Below are 20,907 nucleotides of genomic sequence, written 5' to 3' on the forward strand. Positions count from 1 at the left end.
GTCGGAGAAATTATATGATTCAGACTCAATCCATGCTCGATGTGGCCGATAACAGCGGCGCTCGCCGTGTTATGTGCATCAAGGTGCTGGGTGGCTCCCATCGTCGTTACGCTGGTATCGGTGACATCATCAAAGTTACCGTGAAGGAAGCAATTCCTCGCGGTAAAGTGAAAAAAGGCCAAGTGATGACTGCTGTTGTAGTCCGCACTCGTCACGGCGTACGCCGTGCTGATGGCTCCATTATCCGCTTTGATGGCAACGCTGCTGTTCTTCTGAACAACAAGCAAGAGCCGATCGGCACCCGTATCTTTGGGCCAGTGACCCGTGAACTTCGTACTGAGAAGTTCATGAAGATCGTCTCGCTCGCCCCAGAAGTGCTGTAAGGAGATCCGACATGCAAAAGATTCGTCGTGACGACGAGATCATCGTGATCGCCGGCAAAGACAAAGGTAAGCGCGGTAAGGTGCTTAAGGTTCTCGCTAATAACCGTCTGGTTATCGGTGGTCTGAACCTGGTTAAGCGTCATACCAAGCCTAACCCGATGTCGGGCGTACAAGGCGGTATCGTCGAAAAAGAAGCTCCACTGGACGCTTCTAACGTCGCCATTTTCAACGGCGAAACCAACAAGGCTGATCGCGTTGGTTTCAAAGTAGAAGACGGCAAGAAAATTCGTGTCTTCAAGTCGACCCAAAAAGCGGTTGATGCTTGAACACTGCTAGGTAGAAGACCATGGCACGACTAAAAGAGATTTACTGGAAAGAAATCGCACCTAAGCTTAAGGAAGAACTTAAGCTTTCGAACGTGATGGAAGTTCCACGCGTTACCAAAATCACCCTGAACATGGGTCTGGGCGAGGCGGTCGGTGACAAGAAAGTCATCGAGCACGCTGTTGCTGACCTGGAAAAGATCACCGGTCAAAAAGTCGTTGTGACTTACGCTCGGAAATCCATCGCTGGCTTTAAAGTCCGTGAAGGTTGGCCGATCGGCGTCAAAGTGACTCTGCGCCGTGAGCGTATGTACGAATTCCTGGATCGTCTGCTGTCGATCTCCCTGCCTCGGGTTCGCGACTTCCGCGGCCTGAATGCCAAGTCCTTCGATGGTCGTGGTAACTACAGCATGGGCGTGAAAGAGCAGATCATCTTCCCGGAAATCGACTACGACAAGATCGATGCTCTCCGCGGTCTGGACATCACCCTGACCACCACTGCCAAGAACGATGATGAAGGTCGCGCCCTGTTGCGTGCTTTCAAATTCCCGTTCCGCAACTGATTGGAGTAGGACCATGGCCAAGATGAGCATGAAAAACCGCGAGCTGAAGCGTCAGCTCACGGTTGCCAAGTACGCCAAGAAGCGTGCAGCACTGAAAGCAATCATCGTTGATCTGAACGCAAGTCCAGAAGCACGTTGGGAAGCTACAGTTGCTCTGCAGAAGCAGCCACGTGACGCAAGCGCTTCGCGCATGCGTAACCGCTGCCGCCTGACCGGTCGTCCACACGGCGTTTACCGCAAGTTCGGCCTCGGCCGTAACAAACTGCGTGAAGCGGCAATGCGTGGTGACGTACCAGGTCTGGTTAAAGCCAGCTGGTAAGTACTTTCAACGTCCCGGTGTGCAGAATCGCAAGATACTGACCGCCGGTGGCCTTGAATCTGGATCAAGCCCCTTTTGGGGCTTGTTTCATTTCTGGAGTATGTCTAAAATACGCGGCTCGCCTGAGCCCGTGTTTTTTATGCCCGGAGATTCTCGGCGACATATGTAGCCGCAAGGCTAATTTTTTTGTATTAGGAGCGTCTAGCCCATGAGTATGCAGGACCCGTTAGCGGACATGCTAACTCGTATCCGTAATGCCCAGATGGCTGAAAAGTCCGTCGTAAGCATGCCATCTTCCAAGTTGAAGGTGGCTGTTGCCAAAGTCCTGAAAGACGAAGGCTACATTGCGGGTTATCAGATCAGCAGCGAAACAAAACCACTGCTGTCCATCGAGCTGAAGTACTTCGAAGGCCGTTCGGTCATCGAGGAAGTGAAGCGCGTTAGCCGTCCAGGCCTGCGTCAGTACAAGTCCGCTGAAGATCTGCCGAAAGTTCGTGGCGGTCTGGGCGTGTCTATCGTCTCCACCAACAAAGGTGTGATGACGGATCGTGCTGCGCGCGCTGCCGGTGTCGGCGGCGAAGTTCTTTGCACTGTGTTCTAAGGGGGGATAAGCATGTCTCGCGTCGCTAAGAACCCCGTTAAGCTGCCAGCCGGTGTCGAAGTCAAATTCGCAGGCCAACAGCTTTCGGTGAAGGGTGCCAAGGGCACTCTTGAACTGAACATCCATTCGTCCGTTGAGATCGTTGAGGAAGCTGGTGAGCTGCGTTTCGCTGCTCGCAATGGCGATCAACAAACTCGCGCAATGGCCGGTACCACGCGTGCGTTGGTAAACAACATGGTCCAAGGCGTAAGCCAAGGCTTCGAGCGTAAGCTCCAGCTGGTCGGTGTTGGTTACAAAGCGCAAGCAAAAGGCACGGTTTTGAACCTGGCCCTTGGCTTCTCGCACCCAGTGGATTACGAACTGCCGGAAGGCATCACCGCTGAGACCCCTAGCCAGACCGATATCCTGATCAAGGGCATCGATAAGCAGCTGGTAGGTCAGGTGGCCGCTGAGATCCGCGACTTCCGTCCACCAGAGCCGTACAAAGGCAAAGGTGTGCGCTACGCGGACGAAGTCGTCCGTCGTAAAGAAGCCAAGAAGAAGTAGGGCATAGCAAATGACCGACAAAAAAGTTACTCGACTGCGTCGCGCTCGCAAAGCACGCCTGAAAATGCACGAACTCGAAGTCGTGCGTCTCTGCGTGTACCGCTCGTCGCAGCACATCTACGCCCAGGTCATCTCGGCCGACGGCAACAAAGTCCTGGCAAGCGCCTCGACTTTGGATAAAGAACTGCGTGATGGTGCCACCGGCAACATCGACGCGGCCACAAAGGTTGGCCAGCTGGTCGCTACGCGTGCTAAGGCCGTGGGCGTCTCGCAAGTGGCTTTCGACCGCTCTGGCTTCAAGTACCACGGTCGCGTGAAAGCGCTGGCTGATGCTGCTCGTGAAGCTGGGCTGGAGTTCTAAGTTATGTCAAATAACGACCAAAAGCGCGACGAAGGCTACATTGAGAAGCTGGTTCAAGTTAACCGCGTAGCCAAAACCGTTAAAGGCGGCCGTATCTTCACTTTCACCGCGTTGACCGTGGTGGGTGATGGTAAAGGGCGCGTTGGCTTCGGCCGTGGCAAGTCACGTGAAGTGCCTGCTGCGATCCAGAAGGCAATGGAAGCTGCTCGTCGCAACATGATCCAAGTTGATCTGAACGGCACCACGCTGCAGTACGCAATGAAGTCCGCTCACGGCGCTTCGAAGGTGTACATGCAGCCTGCTTCTGAAGGTACCGGTATCATCGCTGGCGGCGCTATGCGTGCTGTCCTCGAAGTTGCTGGTGTTCAGAACGTTCTGGCCAAGTGCTACGGCTCGACTAACCCGGTAAACGTGGTTCACGCCACTTTCAAAGGTTTGAAAGCTATGCAATCTCCTGAGTCCATTGCTGCCAAGCGCGGCTTGACTGTCAAGGAGATCTTCTGATCATGGCTACCGTTAAAGTAACGCTGATCAAAAGCATGACCGGCCGCATCCCTAACCACAAACTGTGTGTTAAAGGTTTGGGTCTGCGTCGCATCGGTCACACTGTAGAAGTCCAGGATACTCCCGAGAATCGCGGGATGATCAACAAGGCTTACTACATGCTGCGTGTAGAGGGTTAATCGATGAAACTCAATGATCTGAGTCCAGCGCCGGGTTCCCGTCGCGAAAAGCATCGTCCGGGCCGTGGTATCGGTAGCGGTTTGGGTAAGACTGGTGGCCGTGGCCACAAAGGTCAAACCTCCCGTTCCGGTGGCACCATCGCTCCAGGCTTTGAAGGCGGTCAACAGCCGCTGCATCGTCGCCTGCCTAAGTTCGGTTTCGTATCCCTGAAAGCCATGGACCGCGCAGAAGTGCGTCTGTCCGAGCTGGCTAAAGTGGAAGGCGACATCGTTACTGTGCAGACCCTGAAAGATGCCAACGTGATCAACGTCAACGTACAGCGTGTGAAAATCATGCTGTCCGGTGAAGTGACTCGCGCTGTCACTATCGGTAAGGGAATCGGCGCCACCAAAGGTGCGCGTTCGGCTATCGAAGCAGCTGGCGGCAAGTTCGAGGAATAAATGGCTAAGCAAGGTGCTCTCTCAGCGCTCGGCAAAGGCGGTATGTCTGAACTCTGGGCTCGTCTGCGTTTTCTGTTCCTGGCGATTATCGTCTACCGAATAGGCGCACACATCCCGGTTCCAGGTATCAACCCGGACCGACTCGCAGACCTGTTTCGACAGAATGAGGGGACCATTCTTAGCTTGTTCAACATGTTTTCCGGCGGCGCGCTGGAACGGATGAGCATCTTTGCACTGGGGATCATGCCGTACATTTCGGCATCGATCATCATGCAACTGATGACCGCCGTCAGCCCGCAATTGGAGCAGTTGAAGAAGGAAGGTGAGGCTGGCCGTCGCAAGATTAGCCAGTACACCCGCTACGGCACTGTCGTCCTCGCCCTGGTTCAAGCTATCGGCATGTCCGTTGGCTTGGCGGGGCAGGGCGTTGCGTTCACTGGTGACTTTGGCTTCTATTTCGTCGCGGTATCCACGTTTGTGGCTGGTGCGATGTTCATGATGTGGCTGGGTGAGCAGATTACTGAGCGTGGTGTTGGTAACGGTATCTCGATGTTGATTTTCGCAGGTATCGTCGCCGGTCTTCCGAGAGCAATAGGGCAGTCTTTCGAGTCTGCACGTCAGGGTGATATCAATATCTTCGCCTTGGTTGCTATCGGTTTGCTGGCAGTAGCGATTATCGGTTTTGTGGTGTTCATTGAGCGTGGTCAGCGTCGTATTGCTGTTCACTACGCCAAGCGTCAGCAGGGCCGTAAGGTCTTCGCTGCGCAGACCAGCCACTTGCCGCTGAAAGTGAATATGGCCGGTGTTATTCCGGCAATTTTCGCGAGCAGCATTTTGCTGTTTCCGGCTTCGTTGGGTACCTGGTTTGGTCAGTCTGAAAACATGGGCTGGCTGCAGGACCTCTCTCAGTCGATCGCTCCTGGTCAGCCGTTGAATATTCTGCTGTTTAGTGCAGGGATTATTTTCTTCTGCTTCTTCTATACGGCGTTGATGTTCAATCCGAAAGACGTAGCGGAAAACCTGAAGAAGTCCGGTGCCTTTATTCCGGGTATCCGTCCAGGTGAGCAGTCTGCACGCTACATTGATGGCGTTCTGACTCGTTTGACCCTGTTCGGTGCTCTATATATGACGGCCGTGTGCTTGTTGCCCCAGTTCCTGGTGGTTGCAGCAAACGTTCCGTTCTACCTTGGCGGGACCTCGTTGCTGATCGTGGTCGTGGTTGTGATGGACTTCATGTCCCAAGTACAATCGCACCTCGTTTCGCACCAGTACGAATCCCTGATGAAGAAAGCCAACCTGAAGGGTTACGGCAGCGGCATGTTGCGCTGAGTACCCATAAGGTTCGAGGAGTTGGTGATGAAAGTTCGTGCATCGGTGAAAAAGCTGTGCCGTAACTGCAAGATTATTCGCCGCGAAGGTGTTGTTCGAGTAATTTGCAGCGCGGAACCGCGTCACAAACAGCGCCAAGGCTGAGTGTGATCCGCTTGAAGCCCGGCAGCTAGTGCGCTGCCGGGTTGATTATTTGTTATTACAGCGATATTATCTCGCGCCCTATTTCTTGGCTTCCGGGGCGTAGGTAGCTGTCAATTGGAGTCCCACTGAATGGCCCGTATTGCAGGCGTTAACATTCCAGATAACAAGCACACTGTTATCTCGCTGACCTACATCTATGGTGTTGGTCGCACTACTGCGCAGAAAATTTGCGCAGACACTGGGGTAAACCCAGCCGCAAAGATCAAAGATCTGAGCGACGAGCAGATTGAGCTGTTGCGTGGCGAAGTGGCGAAGTTCACCACTGAAGGTGACCTGCGTCGCGAAATCAACATGAAAATCAAGCGTTTGATGGACCTCGGTTGCTACCGTGGTCTGCGTCATCGTCGTGGTCTTCCAGTACGCGGTCAGCGTACCAAGACTAACGCGCGTACCCGTAAAGGTCCGCGTAAGCCGATCCGCAAGTAATCGCCCACGCGAATCGACAGGAAAATTATCATGGCAAAACCTGCTGCTCGTCCTCGTAAAAAAGTTAAAAAGACAGTGGTTGATGGCATCGCCCACATCCATGCATCTTTTAACAACACCATCGTGACCATCACCGACCGTCAAGGTAACGCGCTGTCTTGGGCTACCTCTGGTGGTTCGGGTTTCCGCGGTTCCCGCAAGTCCACCCCGTTTGCTGCTCAAGTAGCTGCTGAACGTGCTGGTCAAGCTGCGCTGGAATACGGCCTGAAAAACCTCGACGTCAACGTCAAAGGTCCAGGTCCAGGTCGTGAGTCTGCTGTCCGTGCTTTGAACGGCTGTGGCTATAAGATCGCCAGCATCACCGACGTGACGCCAATCCCGCACAACGGGTGCCGTCCGCCGAAGAAGCGCCGCGTGTAATCCAGGAGATTGTAAAGAATGGCTCGTTACATTGGTCCAAAATGCAAACTCGCTCGTCGCGAAGGCACCGATCTCTTCTTGAAGAGCGGCGTGCGCGCGATCGAATCGAAGTGCAACATTGAAGCAGCACCTGGTATCCACGGCCAACGCCGCGGTCGCCAGTCCGATTACGGCACCCAACTGCGTGAAAAGCAGAAGGTCCGTCGTATTTACGGCGTTCTCGAGCGTCAGTTCAGCGGCTACTACAAAGAAGCTGCTGGCAAGAAAGGTGCAACCGGTGAAAACCTGCTGCAACTGCTCGAATGCCGTCTGGACAACGTTGTATACCGTATGGGCTTTGGTTCGACTCGTGCCGAATCCCGTCAGCTGGTATCGCACAAATCCGTCAGCGTAAACGGCCAAACCGTTAACGTTCCGTCCTACCAGGTTCGTGCTGGTGACGTGGTCGCGATTCGCGAGAAAGCAAAAAACCAACTTCGCATTGTCCAAGCTCTCGATCTGTGTGCCCAACGTGGCCGCGTAGAATGGGTAGAAGTAGACACTGAGAAGAAGTCGGGCGTTTTCAAGAACGTTCCTGCTCGCAGTGATCTGTCCGCCGACATCAACGAAAGCCTGATTGTCGAGCTCTACTCCAAGTAAGGGCTAGAAAATAGGTGCATCCATGCAGATTTCGGTAAATGAGTTCCTGACACCCCGCCACATTGATGTGCAGGTTGTCAGTCCAACCCGCGCCAAGATCACTCTCGAGCCTCTCGAGCGTGGTTTTGGCCACACCCTGGGCAACGCGCTGCGCCGCATCCTGTTGTCCTCAATGCCCGGCTGTGCAGTAGTCGAGGCCGAGATTGACGGTGTGCTCCACGAGTACAGCGCCATCGAAGGTGTACAGGAAGACGTAATTGAAATCCTGTTGAACCTTAAAGGTCTGGCTATCAAGCTGCACGGCCGTGACGAAGTTACGCTGACCTTGTCGAAGAAGGGTTCGGGGGTGGTTACCGCTGCCGATATTCAGCTGGATCATGATGTCGAGATCGTTAATCCCGATCACGTAATCGCTAACCTGGCGTCTAACGGCGCCCTGAACATGAAGCTCACCGTAGCTCGTGGTCGTGGTTATGAACCGGCCGACTCGCGTCAGAGCGATGAAGATGAAAGCCGCAGCATTGGTCGCTTGCAGCTTGACTCTTCGTTCAGCCCGGTTCGCCGCATCGCATACGTGGTGGAAAACGCCCGTGTCGAGCAGCGTACTAACCTGGACAAGCTGGTTATTGATCTGGAAACCAACGGTACTCTGGATCCTGAAGAGGCTATCCGCCGCGCTGCAACCATTCTGCAACAGCAGTTGGCTGCGTTCGTCGACCTCAAAGGTGACAGCGAACCAGTGGTAATCGAGCAGGAAGACGAGATCGATCCGATCCTGCTTCGCCCGGTTGACGATCTGGAACTGACTGTACGTTCGGCTAACTGCCTTAAGGCGGAAAACATTTACTACATCGGTGACCTGATTCAGCGTACCGAAGTAGAACTGTTGAAGACTCCGAACCTGGGCAAGAAATCCTTGACTGAAATCAAGGACGTTCTGGCCTCCCGCGGTCTGTCCCTCGGCATGCGCCTCGACAACTGGCCGCCTGCAAGTCTTAAGAAGGACGACAAGGCGACTGCCTGATCGTCGTAATCACCGAACGTGAGTTTGGTAAGGAATGAACCATGCGTCATCGTAAAAGTGGTCGTCACCTGAGCCGTACCAGCTCGCACCGCAAGGCCATGTTCCAAAACATGGCGGTGTCGCTGTTCGAGCACGAGCTGATCAAAACTACACTGCCGAAAGCTAAAGAACTGCGTCGCGTTGCTGAGCCGCTGATCACTTTGGCCAAGACAGACAGCCTGGCTAACCGCCGTCTGGCTTTCGACCGTACTCGTTCGAAAGCTATCGTTGGTAAGCTCTTCAACGACCTGGGCAAGCGTTACGCTACCCGTGAGGGTGGCTACCTGCGCATCCTCAAGTGCGGTTTCCGCGCTGGCGACAACGCGCCTATGGCGTACGTCGAGTTGGTTGATCGTGCTACTGCCGGCGAAGCTGTATCCGCCGAGTAAGACGACAGTCTGCAACGAAGAACCGGGCCTAGTGCCCGGTTTTTTGTGTGCGTCTAAAAACCTGCTTGTATTTCCTAGTCGCAGCCCGCGCTGCTATCAAGCCATCGCCATTTGCGCGGCTGGCTTATTAGTTATTCTCTATCAAAGACCATGATTTAATGCATTTGATGGTGTCATCTTGATAGTCAATACTTCCTCCAAGCCGATTAGCCGGCAGTTCCGAGTCTGACCTGAGGAAGATTGAGCATGAGTAAAGTCCTTACTACCGCCAGCGGTGCGCCCGTTGCCGATAACCAGAATTCCCGTACCGCCGGCCCGCGCGGTCCTTTGTTGCTCGACGATTTCCACCTGATCGAGAAGCTTGCACACTTCAACCGTGAAAACATTCCTGAGCGCCGCGTGCACGCCAAAGGCTCGGGTGCTTACGGTATCTTCACCGTTACTCAAGACATCACTCAGTACACCAGTGCGAAGCTGTTCGAGTCCGTCGGAAAACAAACACCGACCTTCCTGCGGTTCTCCACTGTCGGCGGCGAGCGCGGTTCGGCCGACACTGAGCGCGACCCCCGTGGTTTCGCCCTGAAGTTCTACACCGAAGAAGGTAACTGGGACATCGTGGGCAACAACACGCCCGTATTCTTCATCCGTGACCCGCTGAAATTCCCAGACTTTATCCACACCCAAAAACGCTTGCCGCAAAGCAATTTGAAAAGTGCGCAGATGATGTGGGATTTCTGGTCGCACTCTCCAGAAGCGTTGCACCAAGTCACCATCCTCTTCTCGGATCGCGGCATTCCTGACGGCTACCGTCACATGCACGGCTTCGGCAGTCACACTTATAGCCTGATCAATGCTCGTGGTGAGCGTCACTGGGTTAAGTGGCACTACAAGACCAAGCAAGGGATCAAGAACCTGGCGCCAGCTGAAGCCGCGCGCCTGGCCGGTACAGACCCTGATTACGCACAGCGTGATTTGTTCGGTGCGATTGAGCGCGGTGACTTCCCGAAATGGCGTGTCTGCATTCAGATCATGACTGAAGCCCAAGCTAACGCTCACTACGAGAACCCCTTCGATGTGACTAAAACCTGGTCGCAGAAAGAGTTTCCCCTTATCGAAGTCGGCGAGTTGGAGCTCAACCGTAACCCGCAGAACTACTTTGCTGAAGTAGAGCAGGCCGCGTTTGGCCCAAGCAACATGGTGCCGGGTGTGGGCCTGTCGCCAGACCGCATGCTGCAAGGCCGTGTATTCGCTTACGCCGATGCTCACCGCTACCGCGTGGGCACCAATCACCAGCAATTGCCGGTGAACGCCCCACGCAACCCGGTAAACAGCTACCAGCGTGATGGTTCGATGGCCTTCGGCAGCAATGGTGGCGCAGCGCCTAACTATGAGCCAAACAGCTACGCTGATGCGCCCAAACAAGCGCCACAGTATGCAGAACCCGCCTTGGCATTGAGCGGTGCCGCTGATCGCTACGATCACCGTGAGGACACTGACTACTACAGCCATGCCGGCGCACTGTTTCGCTTGATGGACGATAGTCAGAAAGCCCTGCTGGTCAGCAACATTGCCGGTGCAATGGCCGGCGTCACCAGCGATGTGGTGCAGCGCCAGCTGCAGCACTTCTTCAAAGCTGACCCGGCTTATGGAGACGCAATCGCAAAGGCATTGGGTGTAACGCTTAGTTAAGTCTAAACGATAAGCAGAACCGCCCTCATTTGGGCGGTTTTTGCGCTATTTCAGCTACTTTTCTCCGGAAATCTTCACTTTTCTGCCGTTGGTCCCGTGACCTTCGGGTCATCATGGTTCAAACTACAGACTTTCAAGCAGGGAGATGTAGGGCGATGCAAGGTCACCCCGACGTAATCGATTACCTCAACACGTTGCTGACGGGCGAACTGGCAGCTCGTGACCAATATTTCATCCATTCGCGCATGTACGAAGACTGGGGTTTTACCGAGCTCTACGAGCGTATCAACCACGAGATGGAAGAAGAAGCACAGCACGCTGACGCGCTGATGCGCCGCATCCTGATGCTCGAAGGCACGCCACGTATGCGCCCCGACGACCTGGATGTGGGTACCACGGTGCCTGACATGCTCGCAGCCGATCTTCGCCTTGAGTACAAGGTGCGAGCCGCACTCTGCAAGGGCATCGAGCTCTGTGAGCAGCACAACGACTACGTGACCCGCGAAATTCTCCGTGTGCAGCTTAACGACACCGAAGAAGATCACACCTACTGGCTGGAAAAGCAGTTGGGCCTGATCAAGCTGGTTGGCCTGGAGAATTACCTGCAATCGCAGTTCTGATTCCCGGCTACAAAAAAGCCCCTGTCACCGCAAAGTGACAGGGGCTTTTTAATGCGCCCGAAAAATCAGGCTTTATCGCGTGCCAGCATCGGCTTCAAGTAATAACCGGTATGTGACTGCGGCATCTCGGAAACCTGCTCCGGTGTGCCCACCGCAATGATCTGGCCGCCCTTGGAGCCGCCTTCCGGCCCCAGGTCCACCAGCCAGTCGGCAGTCTTGATCACATCCAGGTTGTGTTCGATAACCACCACTGTGTTGCCGTGGTCACGCAAGCGGTGCAGTACGTCCAGCAATTGCTGGATATCGGCGAAGTGCAGACCCGTGGTCGGCTCATCGAGGATATACAGAGTCTTGCCAGTATCGCGCTTGGACAGCTCACGAGACAGCTTCACCCGCTGCGCCTCGCCGCCGGACAAGGTAGTCGCCGATTGACCCAGCTTGATGTACGACAGGCCCACATCCATCAACGTTTGCAGCTTGCGCGCCAACGCTGGAACCGCGTCGAAGAACACCCGAGCTTCCTCGATGGTCATCTCCAGGGTTTCGTGGATGCTTTTGCCCTTGTACTTGATCTCCAGGGTTTCGCGGTTATAACGCTTGCTCTTGCACACGTCACACGGCACGTAGATGTCCGGCAGAAAGTGCATCTCTACCTTGATCAAGCCATCGCCCTGGCACGCTTCGCAGCGCCCGCCCTTGACGTTGAACGAGAACCGGCCCGGCCCATAACCCCGCGAGCGGGATTCCGGTACGCCAGCAAACAGCTCGCGGATTGGGGTGAACAAGCCGGTATAGGTCGCCGGGTTGGAGCGTGGTGTACGGCCGATCGGGCTTTGGTCGATGTCGACGACTTTGTCCAGATGCTCCAGGCCCTTGATGCTGTCGTGCGCGGCTGCTTCCAGCGTGGTCGCGCCGTTCAAGGCGGTGGCACTCAGCGGGAACAGCGTGTTGTTGATCAGTGTCGACTTGCCCGAGCCGGATACACCGGTCACGCAGGTCAAAAGACCCAACGGAATTTCCAGGTCGACGTTGCGCAAGTTGTTACCGCGTGCGCCCTTCAGGTGCAGCGCCATTTTCTTGTTGCGTGGCGTACGTTTGGCCGGTACTTCAATCTTCACGCGGCCAGACAGGTACTTGCCGGTCAAAGAGTCCGGGTGGGCCATCACCTCGGCAGGCGTGCCCTCGGCAACAATATGGCCACCGTGCACACCCGCACCCGGGCCGATGTCGACCACGTAGTCCGCCAGGCGAATCGCATCTTCATCGTGCTCGACCACGATCACGGTGTTGCCGATATCCCGCAGGTGCTTCAGGGTTCCCAGCAGGCGGTCATTGTCCCGTTGGTGCAAGCCAATCGACGGTTCATCGAGGATGTACAACACGCCCACCAGGCCAGCACCAATCTGGCTGGCCAAGCGAATCCGCTGAGCTTCACCGCCAGACAACGTATCTGCACTGCGATCCAGCGACAGGTAGTCCAGGCCAACGTTAACCAGGAACTGCAGGCGCTCACGGATTTCCTTGAGGATCTTGTCCGCAATTTCCCCACGGCGGCCGGTCAGCTTGAGTAGACCAAAATATTCACAGGCATCGCCAATCGGCAGGTTGGTCACGGCCGGCAGTGTCTTCTCGCCCACCCACACATGCCGCGCCTCGCGACGCAGACGCGTGCCGCGGCAATCCGGGCAAGGCTGAGTGCTGAGGAACTTGGCCAGCTCTTCACGCACGCTCGCCGACTCAGTCTCGCGGTAACGACGCTCCAGGTTCGGCACGATGCCTTCGAATGGGTGCGAGCGTTTGACGATATCGCCACGGTCGTTCAGGTACTTGAAGTCGACATTCTGCGAGCCGCTGCCGTGCAGGATGACCTTCTGCTGCTCGGCCGGCAGCTGGTTGAACGGCACTTCCAGGCTGAATTTATAGTGCGAGGCCAATGACCCCAGCATCTGGAAGTAGTAGACGTTGCGCCTGTCCCAGCCGCGAATCGCGCCCTCCGCCAAAGTCAGCTCACCGTTGACTAGGCGCTTGATGTCGAAGAACTGTTTAACGCCCAGGCCATCGCAGGTCGGGCACGCGCCGGCCGGGTTGTTGAAGGAAAACAGCTTGGGTTCCAGCTCGCTGATGGCATGGCCGCAGATCGGGCAGGCAAAGCGCGCGGAGAAGATAACCTCTTCACCCGGTTCGTCGTCCATCGGCGCGACCAGCGCAATACCATCCGCCAGCTTCAGCGCGGTCTCGAACGATTCGGCCAGGCGCTGCTGCAAGTCGGCGCGCACTTTGAAGCGGTCGACCACCACATCAATGGAATGCTTCTTCTGCTTGTCGAGCTTCGGCGCTTCATCCAGCTCATACAGCTTGCCGTTGATGCGCGCGCGCACAAAACCTTGCGCACGCAGCTCTTCGAAGACCGAAAGGTGTTCGCCTTTGCGCTCGCGAATCACCGGCGCCAGCAACATCAGCTTGGCGCCTTCCGGCTGGGCCAGCACCAGGTCGACCATCTGGCTGACGGTCTGGGCTTCCAGGGGAATATCGTGGTCCGGGCAGCGCGGAATACCCACACGCGCATACAGCAGACGCAGGTAGTCGTAGATTTCGGTGATGGTGCCCACGGTAGAGCGCGGGTTATGGGAGGTCGACTTCTGCTCGATGGAAATTGCCGGCGACAGGCCTTCAATGGTGTCGACGTCAGGCTTTTCCATCATCGACAGGAATTGCCGGGCATAGGCCGACAGCGATTCCACGTAGCGGCGCTGACCTTCGGCATACAGCGTGTCGAACGCCAGGGACGATTTGCCGGAGCCGGACAGGCCGGTGATGACGATCAGTTTGTCCCGGGGCAGGGTCAGGTCGATGTTCTTCAGGTTGTGGGTTCTAGCCCCACGAATCAGGATCTTGTCCAAGATGGCCTCGCACGGCGGGCGTAAATAATGCAGGAGTATACGGCTAAAGACTGGATGAATATACACTGTCAAAGTGCCGGTTGCAGCCTTACATGAAAGCTGCGCGGCAAAGCGCCGCATATACCCTCTCAATCGATGGGACTGGTAGAATCGCCGCCGGTTCACACGAGGTTTTTCCATGCACGATCCCCACAGCGAACGCATGAGTAGCGGCGAGACCCGAGCAGCAAGCGGTCTGGCCCTGGTGTTCGCCTTCCGTATGCTTGGCATGTTTATGGTGTTGCCGGTGCTGGCGACCTATGGAATGGATCTCGCAGGCGCGACCCCCGCCCTGATCGGCCTGGCGATTGGCGCCTATGGCCTGACCCAGGCGCTTTTCCAGATTCCGTTCGGGATTATTTCCGACCGCATCGGCCGTCGCCCGGTGATTTACCTGGGTCTCATTGTGTTCGCGCTCGGCAGCGTGCTTGCCGCGCAGTCGGATTCGATCTGGGGCGTGATCGCCGGGCGCGTGCTGCAGGGCGCCGGCGCAATTTCCGCAGCGGTCATGGCGCTGCTCTCGGACTTGACCCGCGAACAACATCGCACCAAGGCCATGGCCATGATCGGCATGACCATCGGCCTGTCGTTCGCGGTGGCCATGGTGGTGGGTCCATTGCTGACGCGCGCCTTTGGTTTGCACGGGCTGTTCCTGGCCACGGGCGGCATGGCGTTGTTCGGGATCGTGATTGTGGCCTTCATGGTGCCGCGCTCCACCGGCACCTTGCAGCACCGTGAGTCCGGCGTCGCACGCAAGGCATTGTTGCCGACGCTCAAGCACCCGGACCTGCTCCGTCTGGATTTAGGTATCTTCGTGTTGCACGCGATGCTGATGTGCAGCTTCGTCGCGCTGCCCCTGGCCCTGGTCGAAAAAGCCGGCCTGCCCAAGGAGCAGCACTGGTGGGTCTACCTGACCGCCTTGCTGATTTCGTTCTTCGCCATGATCCCGTTCATTATCTACGGCGAGAAGAAACGCAAAATGAAACGAGTTCTCCTGGGCGCCGTCGCGACATTGATGCTCACTGAGCTATTCTTCTGGGAATTCGGCGACAGCCTGCGGGCGCTGGTAATCGGTACGGTGGTGTTCTTCACCGCGTTCAACCTGCTGGAGGCTTCGCTGCCTTCGCTGATCAGTAAAGTTTCACCGGCCGGTGGCAAGGGCACGGCGATGGGGGTTTATTCCACCAGCCAGTTCCTCGGCTCTGCGCTTGGCGGCATCATGGGCGGCTGGATGTTCCAGCATGGCGGTTTGTCGGTTGTGTTCCTGGGATGCGCAGGTCTGGCTGCCCTCTGGCTAGCCTTTGCTGTTACCATGCGCGAACCTCCCTATGTGACGAGCCTGCGTTTGCCGTTATCGCCAGAAGCGATCCGCGAAGCCGGTCTGGTTGAGCGCCTTAAGGCCGTCGCTGGGGTTACGGATGCTGTGGTTATTGCTGAAGAAGCCGCCATCTACATCAAATTGGACACCGAATTATTGGATCGCGCGACGCTCGAGCAACTGGTCAACCCAGTGCCGACAGCGCGCCCAGCTTAGGAGAACGTTATGGCCCGTGGGGTTAACAAAGTCATATTGGTCGGTACATGCGGCCAGGATCCCGAAGTTCGCTACTTGCCTAACGGTAACGCCGTGACCAACCTGAGTCTGGCGACCAGCGAACAGTGGACTGACAAGCAGACCGGCCAGAAGGTCGAGAAAACCGAATGGCACCGCGTGTCGATGTTCGGCAAGGTTGCAGAGATCGCCGGCGAGTACCTGCGTAAAGGTTCGCAGGTTTACATCGAAGGCAAACTGCAAACCCGCGAGTGGGAAAAAGACGGCATCAAGCGTTACACCACTGAAATCGTGGTCGACATGCAAGGCACCATGCAACTGCTCGGCGGCCGTCCACAGCAGGGCGATCAACAAGGCGGGGGCAACAACTACCAGCAGTCCGCTCCGGCCCCACGCCAGCAGGCTCCGCGTCCGCAGCAGTCGGCACCGCAGCAGTCGCGTCAGGCGCCACCTCCACAGCAGGCCGCTCCACAGCCTGCTCCGGATTTCGACAGCTTTGATGACGATATCCCGTTCTAATCGGTAACGTCTTCGCTCAAAGCCCCGCGAGCCATGCTCTCGGGGCTTTTTCTTTGCCCACAGAAACTGCGGTGCCTCTCGGAAATGGGCGCGGGACGCTCAAATGCCACTAGCACCCGATCGGCTGTCATACCGCGTTAGATGACTGACGTGCGCGCCAGAGCCCGGTTCTTACTCAGGCCTGTCGATCACACAACCATGGATAAACACTGTGTCGAACACGCTTCTTGCTTCGCCTGCCCAAGCACAAATGGCTGACCCCAACCGTGCTGACGCCCATGCCGAATGGCAGCCTGGGCGAAGAACTCCCCTCAACGGCGAACCGTACATGAGTAAGTGGCCGCGCGTGAGACCCGCGGCCCTCAACAACTGATCCCCAGCTGCCTGGCGGCAAAGGTTCTGCCGCCGACGCTCAGGCGTCCTTCGCGGCGGCGCTGACCACCATTTGCTTGAAGCGCTGCAACACCGCCGAGCCGTCACCGACCCGCGTCGCCAAATGCAATGGCGCCACCAGGCTTTGGCAGTCCGTCAGTTCGCGATAAACAATGCCATCCCCCCGTAACCGCTGCATGGACGCTGGCACGATGGAGACGCCAAGGCCCGCCGCCACCAGGCTCAATGTCGCGGTCATGCGCGGTGCTTCCTGGACCACCTGCGGGCTGAAACCCGCTTCACGGCAGGCCACCAGAATCGCGTCATACAAACCCAGACCGACGCGACGCCGATAAAGCACGAAGGCTTCGGTGGCCAGTGCCGCCAGGGGCAGGGGAGTTGCGGCGTCGTTTGCCAGCGGGTGATCGGTAGGCAGCGCCAGCAGCATCGGCTCCACCAGAATGGGCTGGTCCTGCAGCGTTTGACTGCCGCTGAGCGGCGAGCGGATAAACGCTGCGTCGAGTCTTTCATGGGCCAGCGCGTCCAGCAACTCGCCGGTACCCGCTTCTTCCAGGGCCACCGAGACGCCGACAAACGTTTCGCGAAACACGCGCAAAACGCTGGGCACGAACGGGTGCAATGCCGCCGAACTGGTAAAACCGATAGCCAACCGGCCACGCTCACCGCGGGCGGCGCGCCGCACGATATCGGCGATACCATCGGCCCGCGCCAAGACTTCTCGTGCTTCATCCAGCAATGCCAAGCCGGCAGTCGTGGGGCGCACGCCGCGCGGCAGGCGCTCCATCAATGTCACGCCTAGCTCGGCCTCAAGGCTTTGCAGCATTCGGGTCAGCGGCGGTTGTTGCATGCCCAGGCGTTGCGCCGCGCGAGTGATATAGCCTTCCTCGGCAATTGCCACGAAGGCTCTGAGTTGGCGAAGTTCCAGCATAGGGATACTTTCAAGGTATGGGAGGTCGCCAATCCTGGCATTTGTTCTCATGCCTCACAAGATTTAGGCTGTGGCCACTCTCGAAAAAGAAGGAAAGCCGTGATGACCTGGTCAGCCAAGCAGTACACGATGTTTGAACAGCAGCGCACCCGTCCGGTTCGTGACCTGGTCGCGGCCATTCCAGATAGCCCGGTAAACACCGCGGTGGACCTTGGTTGTGGCCCCGGTAACTCCACCGAAGTGCTGGCCGAGCGTTTCCCGCAGGCGCATGTCACCGGCATGGACAGTTCCGGCGACATGCTGATCGACGCACGCAAACGCCTGCCGGCGCTGAATTTCGAACTGGCCGACATCGGCACCTGGGCACCGGCACAGCCATGTGATGTGATTCTGGCCAATGCTTCGCTGCAATGGTTGCCGGACCACGCCACGCTCTACCCGCACCTGGTCAGCCAACTGACACCTGGCGGTACGCTGGCGGTGCAGACCCCGGATAACCTCGACGAACCAGCCCACCGGCTGGCGCGCGAAGTCGCTGCCCAGGGCCCATGGGCGGCGAAGATCGGTTCGGTCAAACACAATGAACGGCACACGGCGAGCTATTACTACGAGCTGTTGAGCATGCACTGCAGCACTGTCGATGTGTGGCGCACCACCTACCTGCACCCGCTGGCGGATCACGGCGCCGTGGTGGAATGGTTCAAGGGGTCGGCATTACGGCCCTTCCTCGCACCGTTGACCGAGCGCGAAAAAGTCGCCTTCCTGCATGAATATCAGACGCGGATTACCCAGGCGTATCCAGCACTGGGCGATGGCACTGTGTTGCTGCCGTTCCCTCGCCTTTTCATCATCGCGACCCGTTGACGCTCGGTACACAAGTGGCGGTCATGCCGCCGCCGCTTGTGCCTTCAAGTACTCCGCCGTCGACACCACGTCCGCGTAGGCAAAAGCCAGTGAAGCCATATAGGCCCCATGCACTTGGGCTGCCGGAATCACTTGCCCGTTAAATTCCAGGCCCCGTGTCGCACACGCGTCATGCAACAGCGTGACCTTGTAGCCCAGGTCCGCCGCAGCCCGCACCACGGCGTCGATGCACATGTGGCTCATGTTGCCCACCACAACCACTTCGGTGATGGCCCGTTGCTCCAGCAACGCCCGCAGATCCGTCCCACGAAATGCATTCACGACGTGCTTGAGCACCACCGGTTCATTCGCCTCGTTCACGGCCTTGGCATGCAGGTGCGCGCCCTCGGAACCCGGTGTAAAGAAGGGGGCGTCCTCGGAGGTGAACTCATGGCGAACGTGAATCACCGCGTCGCCCGCCTGGCGAAAGGCCTGCAGCACCTGCGCGGTCTTGTCGGCCGCCGCGTCCACGCCGTCGAGCGGCCACTTGCCCCCAGGGAAGTAGTCGTTCTGAATGTCGATCAGGATGAGCGCTTGCTTGGCCATGGGTGATGTCTCGTTGCAGAGTGAAGGGCCCCGTATCTTAGCTGGCGCCAGCCGCAGCGGCTGAGGGAATCGTGCAGAACGCCGGCTGTTCAACCGCCTGTCGTGCAGAATAAGACAGGCCAACTGCCATCGCTTTTTAAGCAACTGATTGATTTAGAGACGCTCTTTCCTGAAATCGTCTTGGCCTGATCCCTGCAACCATGGGTGTACACACATGGCGGGATAGCCAAGGGGGACGCATGACCCCGACTCAACGCAAGAAGCTGGTGGTTGCTCATTCCACGCGAGCGGGCGCGCCGCAGCACGAGGTTGAAACCAACCGGGCGCTGGCGCGGTGGCTGGCACAGATTCTGGGGCTGAAATTCGGCGGCAGTTACGACCCGCAGCAACATGCCGGGCGTGACGTGTATGTGCTGCCAACGCAAACCCTGGTGGGCGCCGCCCAGGCGCTGGCGCTGCAGGTGAAAGGCCCAGAGGATGTGTGGGGCGGTTACGTCGACTACGATTTCATCTGCACCAAAGCCATTACCCATGGCCTGCTGAGTCCCGAAGCGACGGCGCCGCAAGGCTGGTCGTCGGCGTTTACCGAGCGGGTGCGCCCGGTCGTCCTCGATGGCCTTAGCGTCTTTGCCCTTAAAGACGCATTGCCCGCCGCCACGCGCTTGCTCTACAGCGGGCCGATCCGCCTGAAGCCTGTGCATGCCTGCGCCGGTCGGGGACAGGAAGTTATCCACAGTCTCGATGAGTTCGAAGCGCTGCTGGCGCGACCCGACGTGGCAACGCTGTTTACGGAAGGCGTGGTGCTTGAGCAGGACTTGCACGAGGTGATCACCCATAGCGTGGGCCAGAGTTTTATCGGCGAACACGTCATCAGCTACTGCGGCCAGCAGTACCTTACTGAAGACGGACAGGGCGAAGCGGTCTACGGCGGCTCCGACTTACTCGTCGTGCCTGGCCACTACGCCGACCTGTTGCAGCTCGACCTGCCCGACGACGTGCGTGAGGCCATCGAACAAGCCCAGGTTTTCGACACGGCCGCCGATGAGGCCTACCCTGGTTTCTACGCTTCGCGCCGCAACTACGACATTGCCCAAGGCCTGGACAGTGACGGCCAACGCCGCAGCGGCGTGCTCGAACAATCCTGGCGCATGGGCGGCGCCAGCAGCGCGGAAGTCGCGGCGCTGCAAAGCTTCATCAATAACCCGAGCCTGCGTGCCATCCACGTTTCATCGGTGGAAACCTACGTGGACCAACCGCTGCCGGCGGACGCCATCGAGGTGTACCGCGGCCCTGCAGACAACAGCGACTTTCTTCTCAAGTACGTGACGGTTAAATCTTATGACGGCTAGAAGTGAAAGCATTGCGATCGACATCGACGACGAGCAAATGAGCGGGACATTCCTGAGCCCCAAATCCAAAGTGCCAGGCGTGTTGTTTGTGCACGGTTGGGGCGGTAGCCAAGAGCGCGACCTTGAGCGCGCCAAAGGCATTGCCGGCCTGGGCTGTGTATGCCTGACTTTTGATTTGCGCGGCCACGCCGGCACCGGTATTCCGTTGTCGCGCGTTACCCGCGAAGACAACCTGCGCGACCTGCTGGCGGCCTACGACCGCTTGCTGTCGCACCCGGCCATCGACACCTCGGCCGTGGCGGTGGTGGGCACCAGCTACGGCGGTTACCTGGCGGCAATCCTCACCTCATTGCGCCCGGTGCGCTGGCTGGCGCTGCGCGTGCCGGCGCTGTACCGCGACCAGGAATGGCTCAAGCCCAAACGCGATCTGGATAAGGTCGACCTGATGGATTACCGCAGCACCCTGGTGCACGCCGAAACCAACCGCGCCCTGCATGCCTGCGCGAAATTCACCGGCGATGTGCTGATTGTCGAGTCGGAAACCGACGACCACGTGCCCCACGCCACCATCATGAGTTACCGCGCGGCGTGCCAGCAGACTCACTCTTTGACCCACCGCATCATCGACGGCGCCGACCACTCGTTGAGCGACCCGGTGTCGCAGCAGGCCTACACCTCAATCCTGGTGGACTGGATTACCGAGATGGTGGTGGGCGAGCGGTTGAGCATCATCCAGGCCCGATAAAGCGTTGCCCTCTCAAGCGCCATCACGGGCAAGC

At 57.7% G+C, this 20,907-nt stretch carries 27 protein-coding genes; 24 read left to right on the plus strand and 3 right to left on the minus strand.

Annotated features, from left to right (window positions below; all coding sequences use genetic code 11):
* The first annotated feature begins 14 nt into the window (after positions 1-14).
* The 19 genes from rplN to bfr all read left to right on the plus strand — a co-directional run bounded on the left by rplN (position 15) and on the right by bfr (position 10,999).
* Positions 15-383 carry a 50S ribosomal protein L14 gene (gene rplN, locus AACU78_RS05640; protein ID WP_002555479.1) on the plus strand — a complete coding sequence of 123 codons (369 nt, stop codon included), beginning with the start codon at positions 15-17 and terminating at the stop codon, positions 381-383.
* Positions 384-394: 11 nt separating this feature from the next.
* Positions 395-709, plus strand: coding sequence for a 50S ribosomal protein L24 (rplX, locus tag AACU78_RS05645; RefSeq protein ID WP_003176416.1), 315 nt, complete (start codon positions 395-397; stop codon positions 707-709).
* A 20-nt stretch (positions 710-729) separates the two neighbouring features.
* Entirely contained in the window at positions 730-1,269 is a 540-nt protein-coding gene (rplE, locus tag AACU78_RS05650) for a 50S ribosomal protein L5 (protein WP_003176415.1), read from the plus strand.
* A gap of 13 nt (positions 1,270-1,282) precedes the next feature.
* A complete protein-coding gene (gene rpsN / locus AACU78_RS05655; protein ID WP_003176414.1) occupies positions 1,283-1,588 on the plus strand; it encodes a 30S ribosomal protein S14 in 306 nt (101 codons plus the stop codon).
* A gap of 208 nt (positions 1,589-1,796) precedes the next feature.
* Positions 1,797-2,189 carry a 30S ribosomal protein S8 gene (gene rpsH / locus AACU78_RS05660; RefSeq protein WP_010566853.1) on the plus strand — a complete coding sequence of 131 codons (393 nt, stop codon included), beginning with the start codon at positions 1,797-1,799 and terminating at the stop codon, positions 2,187-2,189.
* A gap of 12 nt (positions 2,190-2,201) precedes the next feature.
* Positions 2,202-2,735 carry a 50S ribosomal protein L6 gene (gene rplF, locus AACU78_RS05665; protein ID WP_003176412.1) on the plus strand — a complete coding sequence of 178 codons (534 nt, stop codon included), beginning with the start codon at positions 2,202-2,204 and terminating at the stop codon, positions 2,733-2,735.
* Positions 2,736-2,745: 10 nt separating this feature from the next.
* Positions 2,746-3,096, plus strand: a complete 351-nt coding sequence (gene rplR, locus AACU78_RS05670; RefSeq protein WP_017135964.1) for a 50S ribosomal protein L18 — start codon at positions 2,746-2,748, stop codon at positions 3,094-3,096.
* A gap of 3 nt (positions 3,097-3,099) precedes the next feature.
* Entirely contained in the window at positions 3,100-3,600 is a 501-nt protein-coding gene (rpsE, locus tag AACU78_RS05675; RefSeq protein ID WP_003176409.1) for a 30S ribosomal protein S5, read from the plus strand.
* A 2-nt stretch (positions 3,601-3,602) separates the two neighbouring features.
* The gene (rpmD, locus tag AACU78_RS05680; RefSeq protein WP_003176408.1) at positions 3,603-3,779 is read left to right on the plus strand and encodes a 50S ribosomal protein L30; all 177 of its coding nucleotides are present in this window, start codon (positions 3,603-3,605) and stop codon (positions 3,777-3,779) included.
* Positions 3,780-3,782: 3 nt separating this feature from the next.
* Entirely contained in the window at positions 3,783-4,220 is a 438-nt protein-coding gene (rplO, locus tag AACU78_RS05685) for a 50S ribosomal protein L15 (RefSeq protein ID WP_003176407.1), read from the plus strand.
* The gene (gene secY, locus AACU78_RS05690; protein ID WP_016969470.1) at positions 4,221-5,549 is read left to right on the plus strand and encodes a preprotein translocase subunit SecY; all 1,329 of its coding nucleotides are present in this window, start codon (positions 4,221-4,223) and stop codon (positions 5,547-5,549) included.
* A 27-nt stretch (positions 5,550-5,576) separates the two neighbouring features.
* Positions 5,577-5,693, plus strand: coding sequence for a 50S ribosomal protein L36 (rpmJ, locus tag AACU78_RS05695; RefSeq protein ID WP_002555468.1), 117 nt, complete (start codon positions 5,577-5,579; stop codon positions 5,691-5,693).
* A gap of 129 nt (positions 5,694-5,822) precedes the next feature.
* Entirely contained in the window at positions 5,823-6,179 is a 357-nt protein-coding gene (gene rpsM / locus AACU78_RS05700; protein ID WP_003210063.1) for a 30S ribosomal protein S13, read from the plus strand.
* 30 nt (positions 6,180-6,209) lie between these two features.
* Complete coding sequence (gene rpsK, locus AACU78_RS05705; RefSeq protein ID WP_002555466.1) at positions 6,210-6,599, plus strand: 30S ribosomal protein S11; 390 nt, start codon at positions 6,210-6,212, stop codon at positions 6,597-6,599.
* 18 nt (positions 6,600-6,617) lie between these two features.
* Positions 6,618-7,238 (plus strand): 30S ribosomal protein S4, encoded by a 621-nt coding sequence (rpsD, locus tag AACU78_RS05710; protein ID WP_003210056.1) that lies wholly within the window; start codon positions 6,618-6,620, stop codon positions 7,236-7,238.
* A 22-nt stretch (positions 7,239-7,260) separates the two neighbouring features.
* A complete protein-coding gene (locus tag AACU78_RS05715; RefSeq protein WP_003176403.1) occupies positions 7,261-8,262 on the plus strand; it encodes a DNA-directed RNA polymerase subunit alpha in 1,002 nt (333 codons plus the stop codon).
* Between the two features lie 41 nt (positions 8,263-8,303).
* Positions 8,304-8,690 (plus strand): 50S ribosomal protein L17, encoded by a 387-nt coding sequence (gene rplQ / locus AACU78_RS05720; protein WP_003176402.1) that lies wholly within the window; start codon positions 8,304-8,306, stop codon positions 8,688-8,690.
* 240 nt (positions 8,691-8,930) lie between these two features.
* Positions 8,931-10,379 (plus strand): catalase, encoded by a 1,449-nt coding sequence (locus AACU78_RS05725; protein ID WP_106580216.1) that lies wholly within the window; start codon positions 8,931-8,933, stop codon positions 10,377-10,379.
* A 155-nt stretch (positions 10,380-10,534) separates the two neighbouring features.
* The gene (gene bfr, locus AACU78_RS05730) at positions 10,535-10,999 is read left to right on the plus strand and encodes a bacterioferritin (protein WP_015886133.1); all 465 of its coding nucleotides are present in this window, start codon (positions 10,535-10,537) and stop codon (positions 10,997-10,999) included.
* A gap of 65 nt (positions 11,000-11,064) precedes the next feature.
* Here the strand turns inward: bfr and uvrA are convergent, their stop codons facing one another.
* Positions 11,065-13,899 carry an excinuclease ABC subunit UvrA gene (gene uvrA, locus AACU78_RS05735; RefSeq protein WP_106580268.1) on the minus strand — a complete coding sequence of 945 codons (2,835 nt, stop codon included), beginning with the start codon at positions 13,897-13,899 and terminating at the stop codon, positions 11,065-11,067.
* 178 nt (positions 13,900-14,077) lie between these two features.
* On the opposite strand from uvrA, the gene AACU78_RS05740 reads away from it, so the two are divergent.
* The gene (locus AACU78_RS05740) at positions 14,078-15,472 is read left to right on the plus strand and encodes an MFS transporter (RefSeq protein WP_106580217.1); all 1,395 of its coding nucleotides are present in this window, start codon (positions 14,078-14,080) and stop codon (positions 15,470-15,472) included.
* A 9-nt stretch (positions 15,473-15,481) separates the two neighbouring features.
* Positions 15,482-16,009, plus strand: coding sequence for a single-stranded DNA-binding protein (locus AACU78_RS05745; protein ID WP_010467282.1), 528 nt, complete (start codon positions 15,482-15,484; stop codon positions 16,007-16,009).
* Between the two features lie 412 nt (positions 16,010-16,421).
* Here the strand turns inward: AACU78_RS05745 and AACU78_RS05750 are convergent, their stop codons facing one another.
* Complete coding sequence (locus AACU78_RS05750; RefSeq protein WP_106580218.1) at positions 16,422-17,330, minus strand: LysR family transcriptional regulator; 909 nt, start codon at positions 17,328-17,330, stop codon at positions 16,422-16,424.
* Between the two features lie 102 nt (positions 17,331-17,432).
* On the opposite strand from AACU78_RS05750, the gene tam reads away from it, so the two are divergent.
* The gene (gene tam / locus AACU78_RS05755; RefSeq protein WP_106580219.1) at positions 17,433-18,194 is read left to right on the plus strand and encodes a trans-aconitate 2-methyltransferase; all 762 of its coding nucleotides are present in this window, start codon (positions 17,433-17,435) and stop codon (positions 18,192-18,194) included.
* 21 nt (positions 18,195-18,215) lie between these two features.
* Here the strand turns inward: tam and AACU78_RS05760 are convergent, their stop codons facing one another.
* Positions 18,216-18,779 (minus strand): cysteine hydrolase family protein, encoded by a 564-nt coding sequence (locus AACU78_RS05760; protein WP_106580220.1) that lies wholly within the window; start codon positions 18,777-18,779, stop codon positions 18,216-18,218.
* Positions 18,780-19,018: 239 nt separating this feature from the next.
* Between AACU78_RS05760 and AACU78_RS05765 the strand changes: the two genes are divergently transcribed.
* Both AACU78_RS05765 and AACU78_RS05770 read left to right on the plus strand, forming a co-directional pair.
* Positions 19,019-20,128 carry a DUF3182 family protein gene (locus AACU78_RS05765; RefSeq protein WP_106580221.1) on the plus strand — a complete coding sequence of 370 codons (1,110 nt, stop codon included), beginning with the start codon at positions 19,019-19,021 and terminating at the stop codon, positions 20,126-20,128.
* Complete coding sequence (locus AACU78_RS05770) at positions 20,118-20,873, plus strand: alpha/beta hydrolase family protein (RefSeq protein ID WP_106580222.1); 756 nt, start codon at positions 20,118-20,120, stop codon at positions 20,871-20,873. The genes AACU78_RS05765 and AACU78_RS05770 overlap by 11 nt, the downstream gene beginning before the upstream one ends.
* Positions 20,874-20,907: the final 34 nt, after the last annotated feature.

The sequence above is a fragment of the Pseudomonas sp. R9.37 genome (assembly GCF_963878885.1).
Lineage (GTDB): Bacteria > Pseudomonadota > Gammaproteobacteria > Pseudomonadales > Pseudomonadaceae > Aquipseudomonas.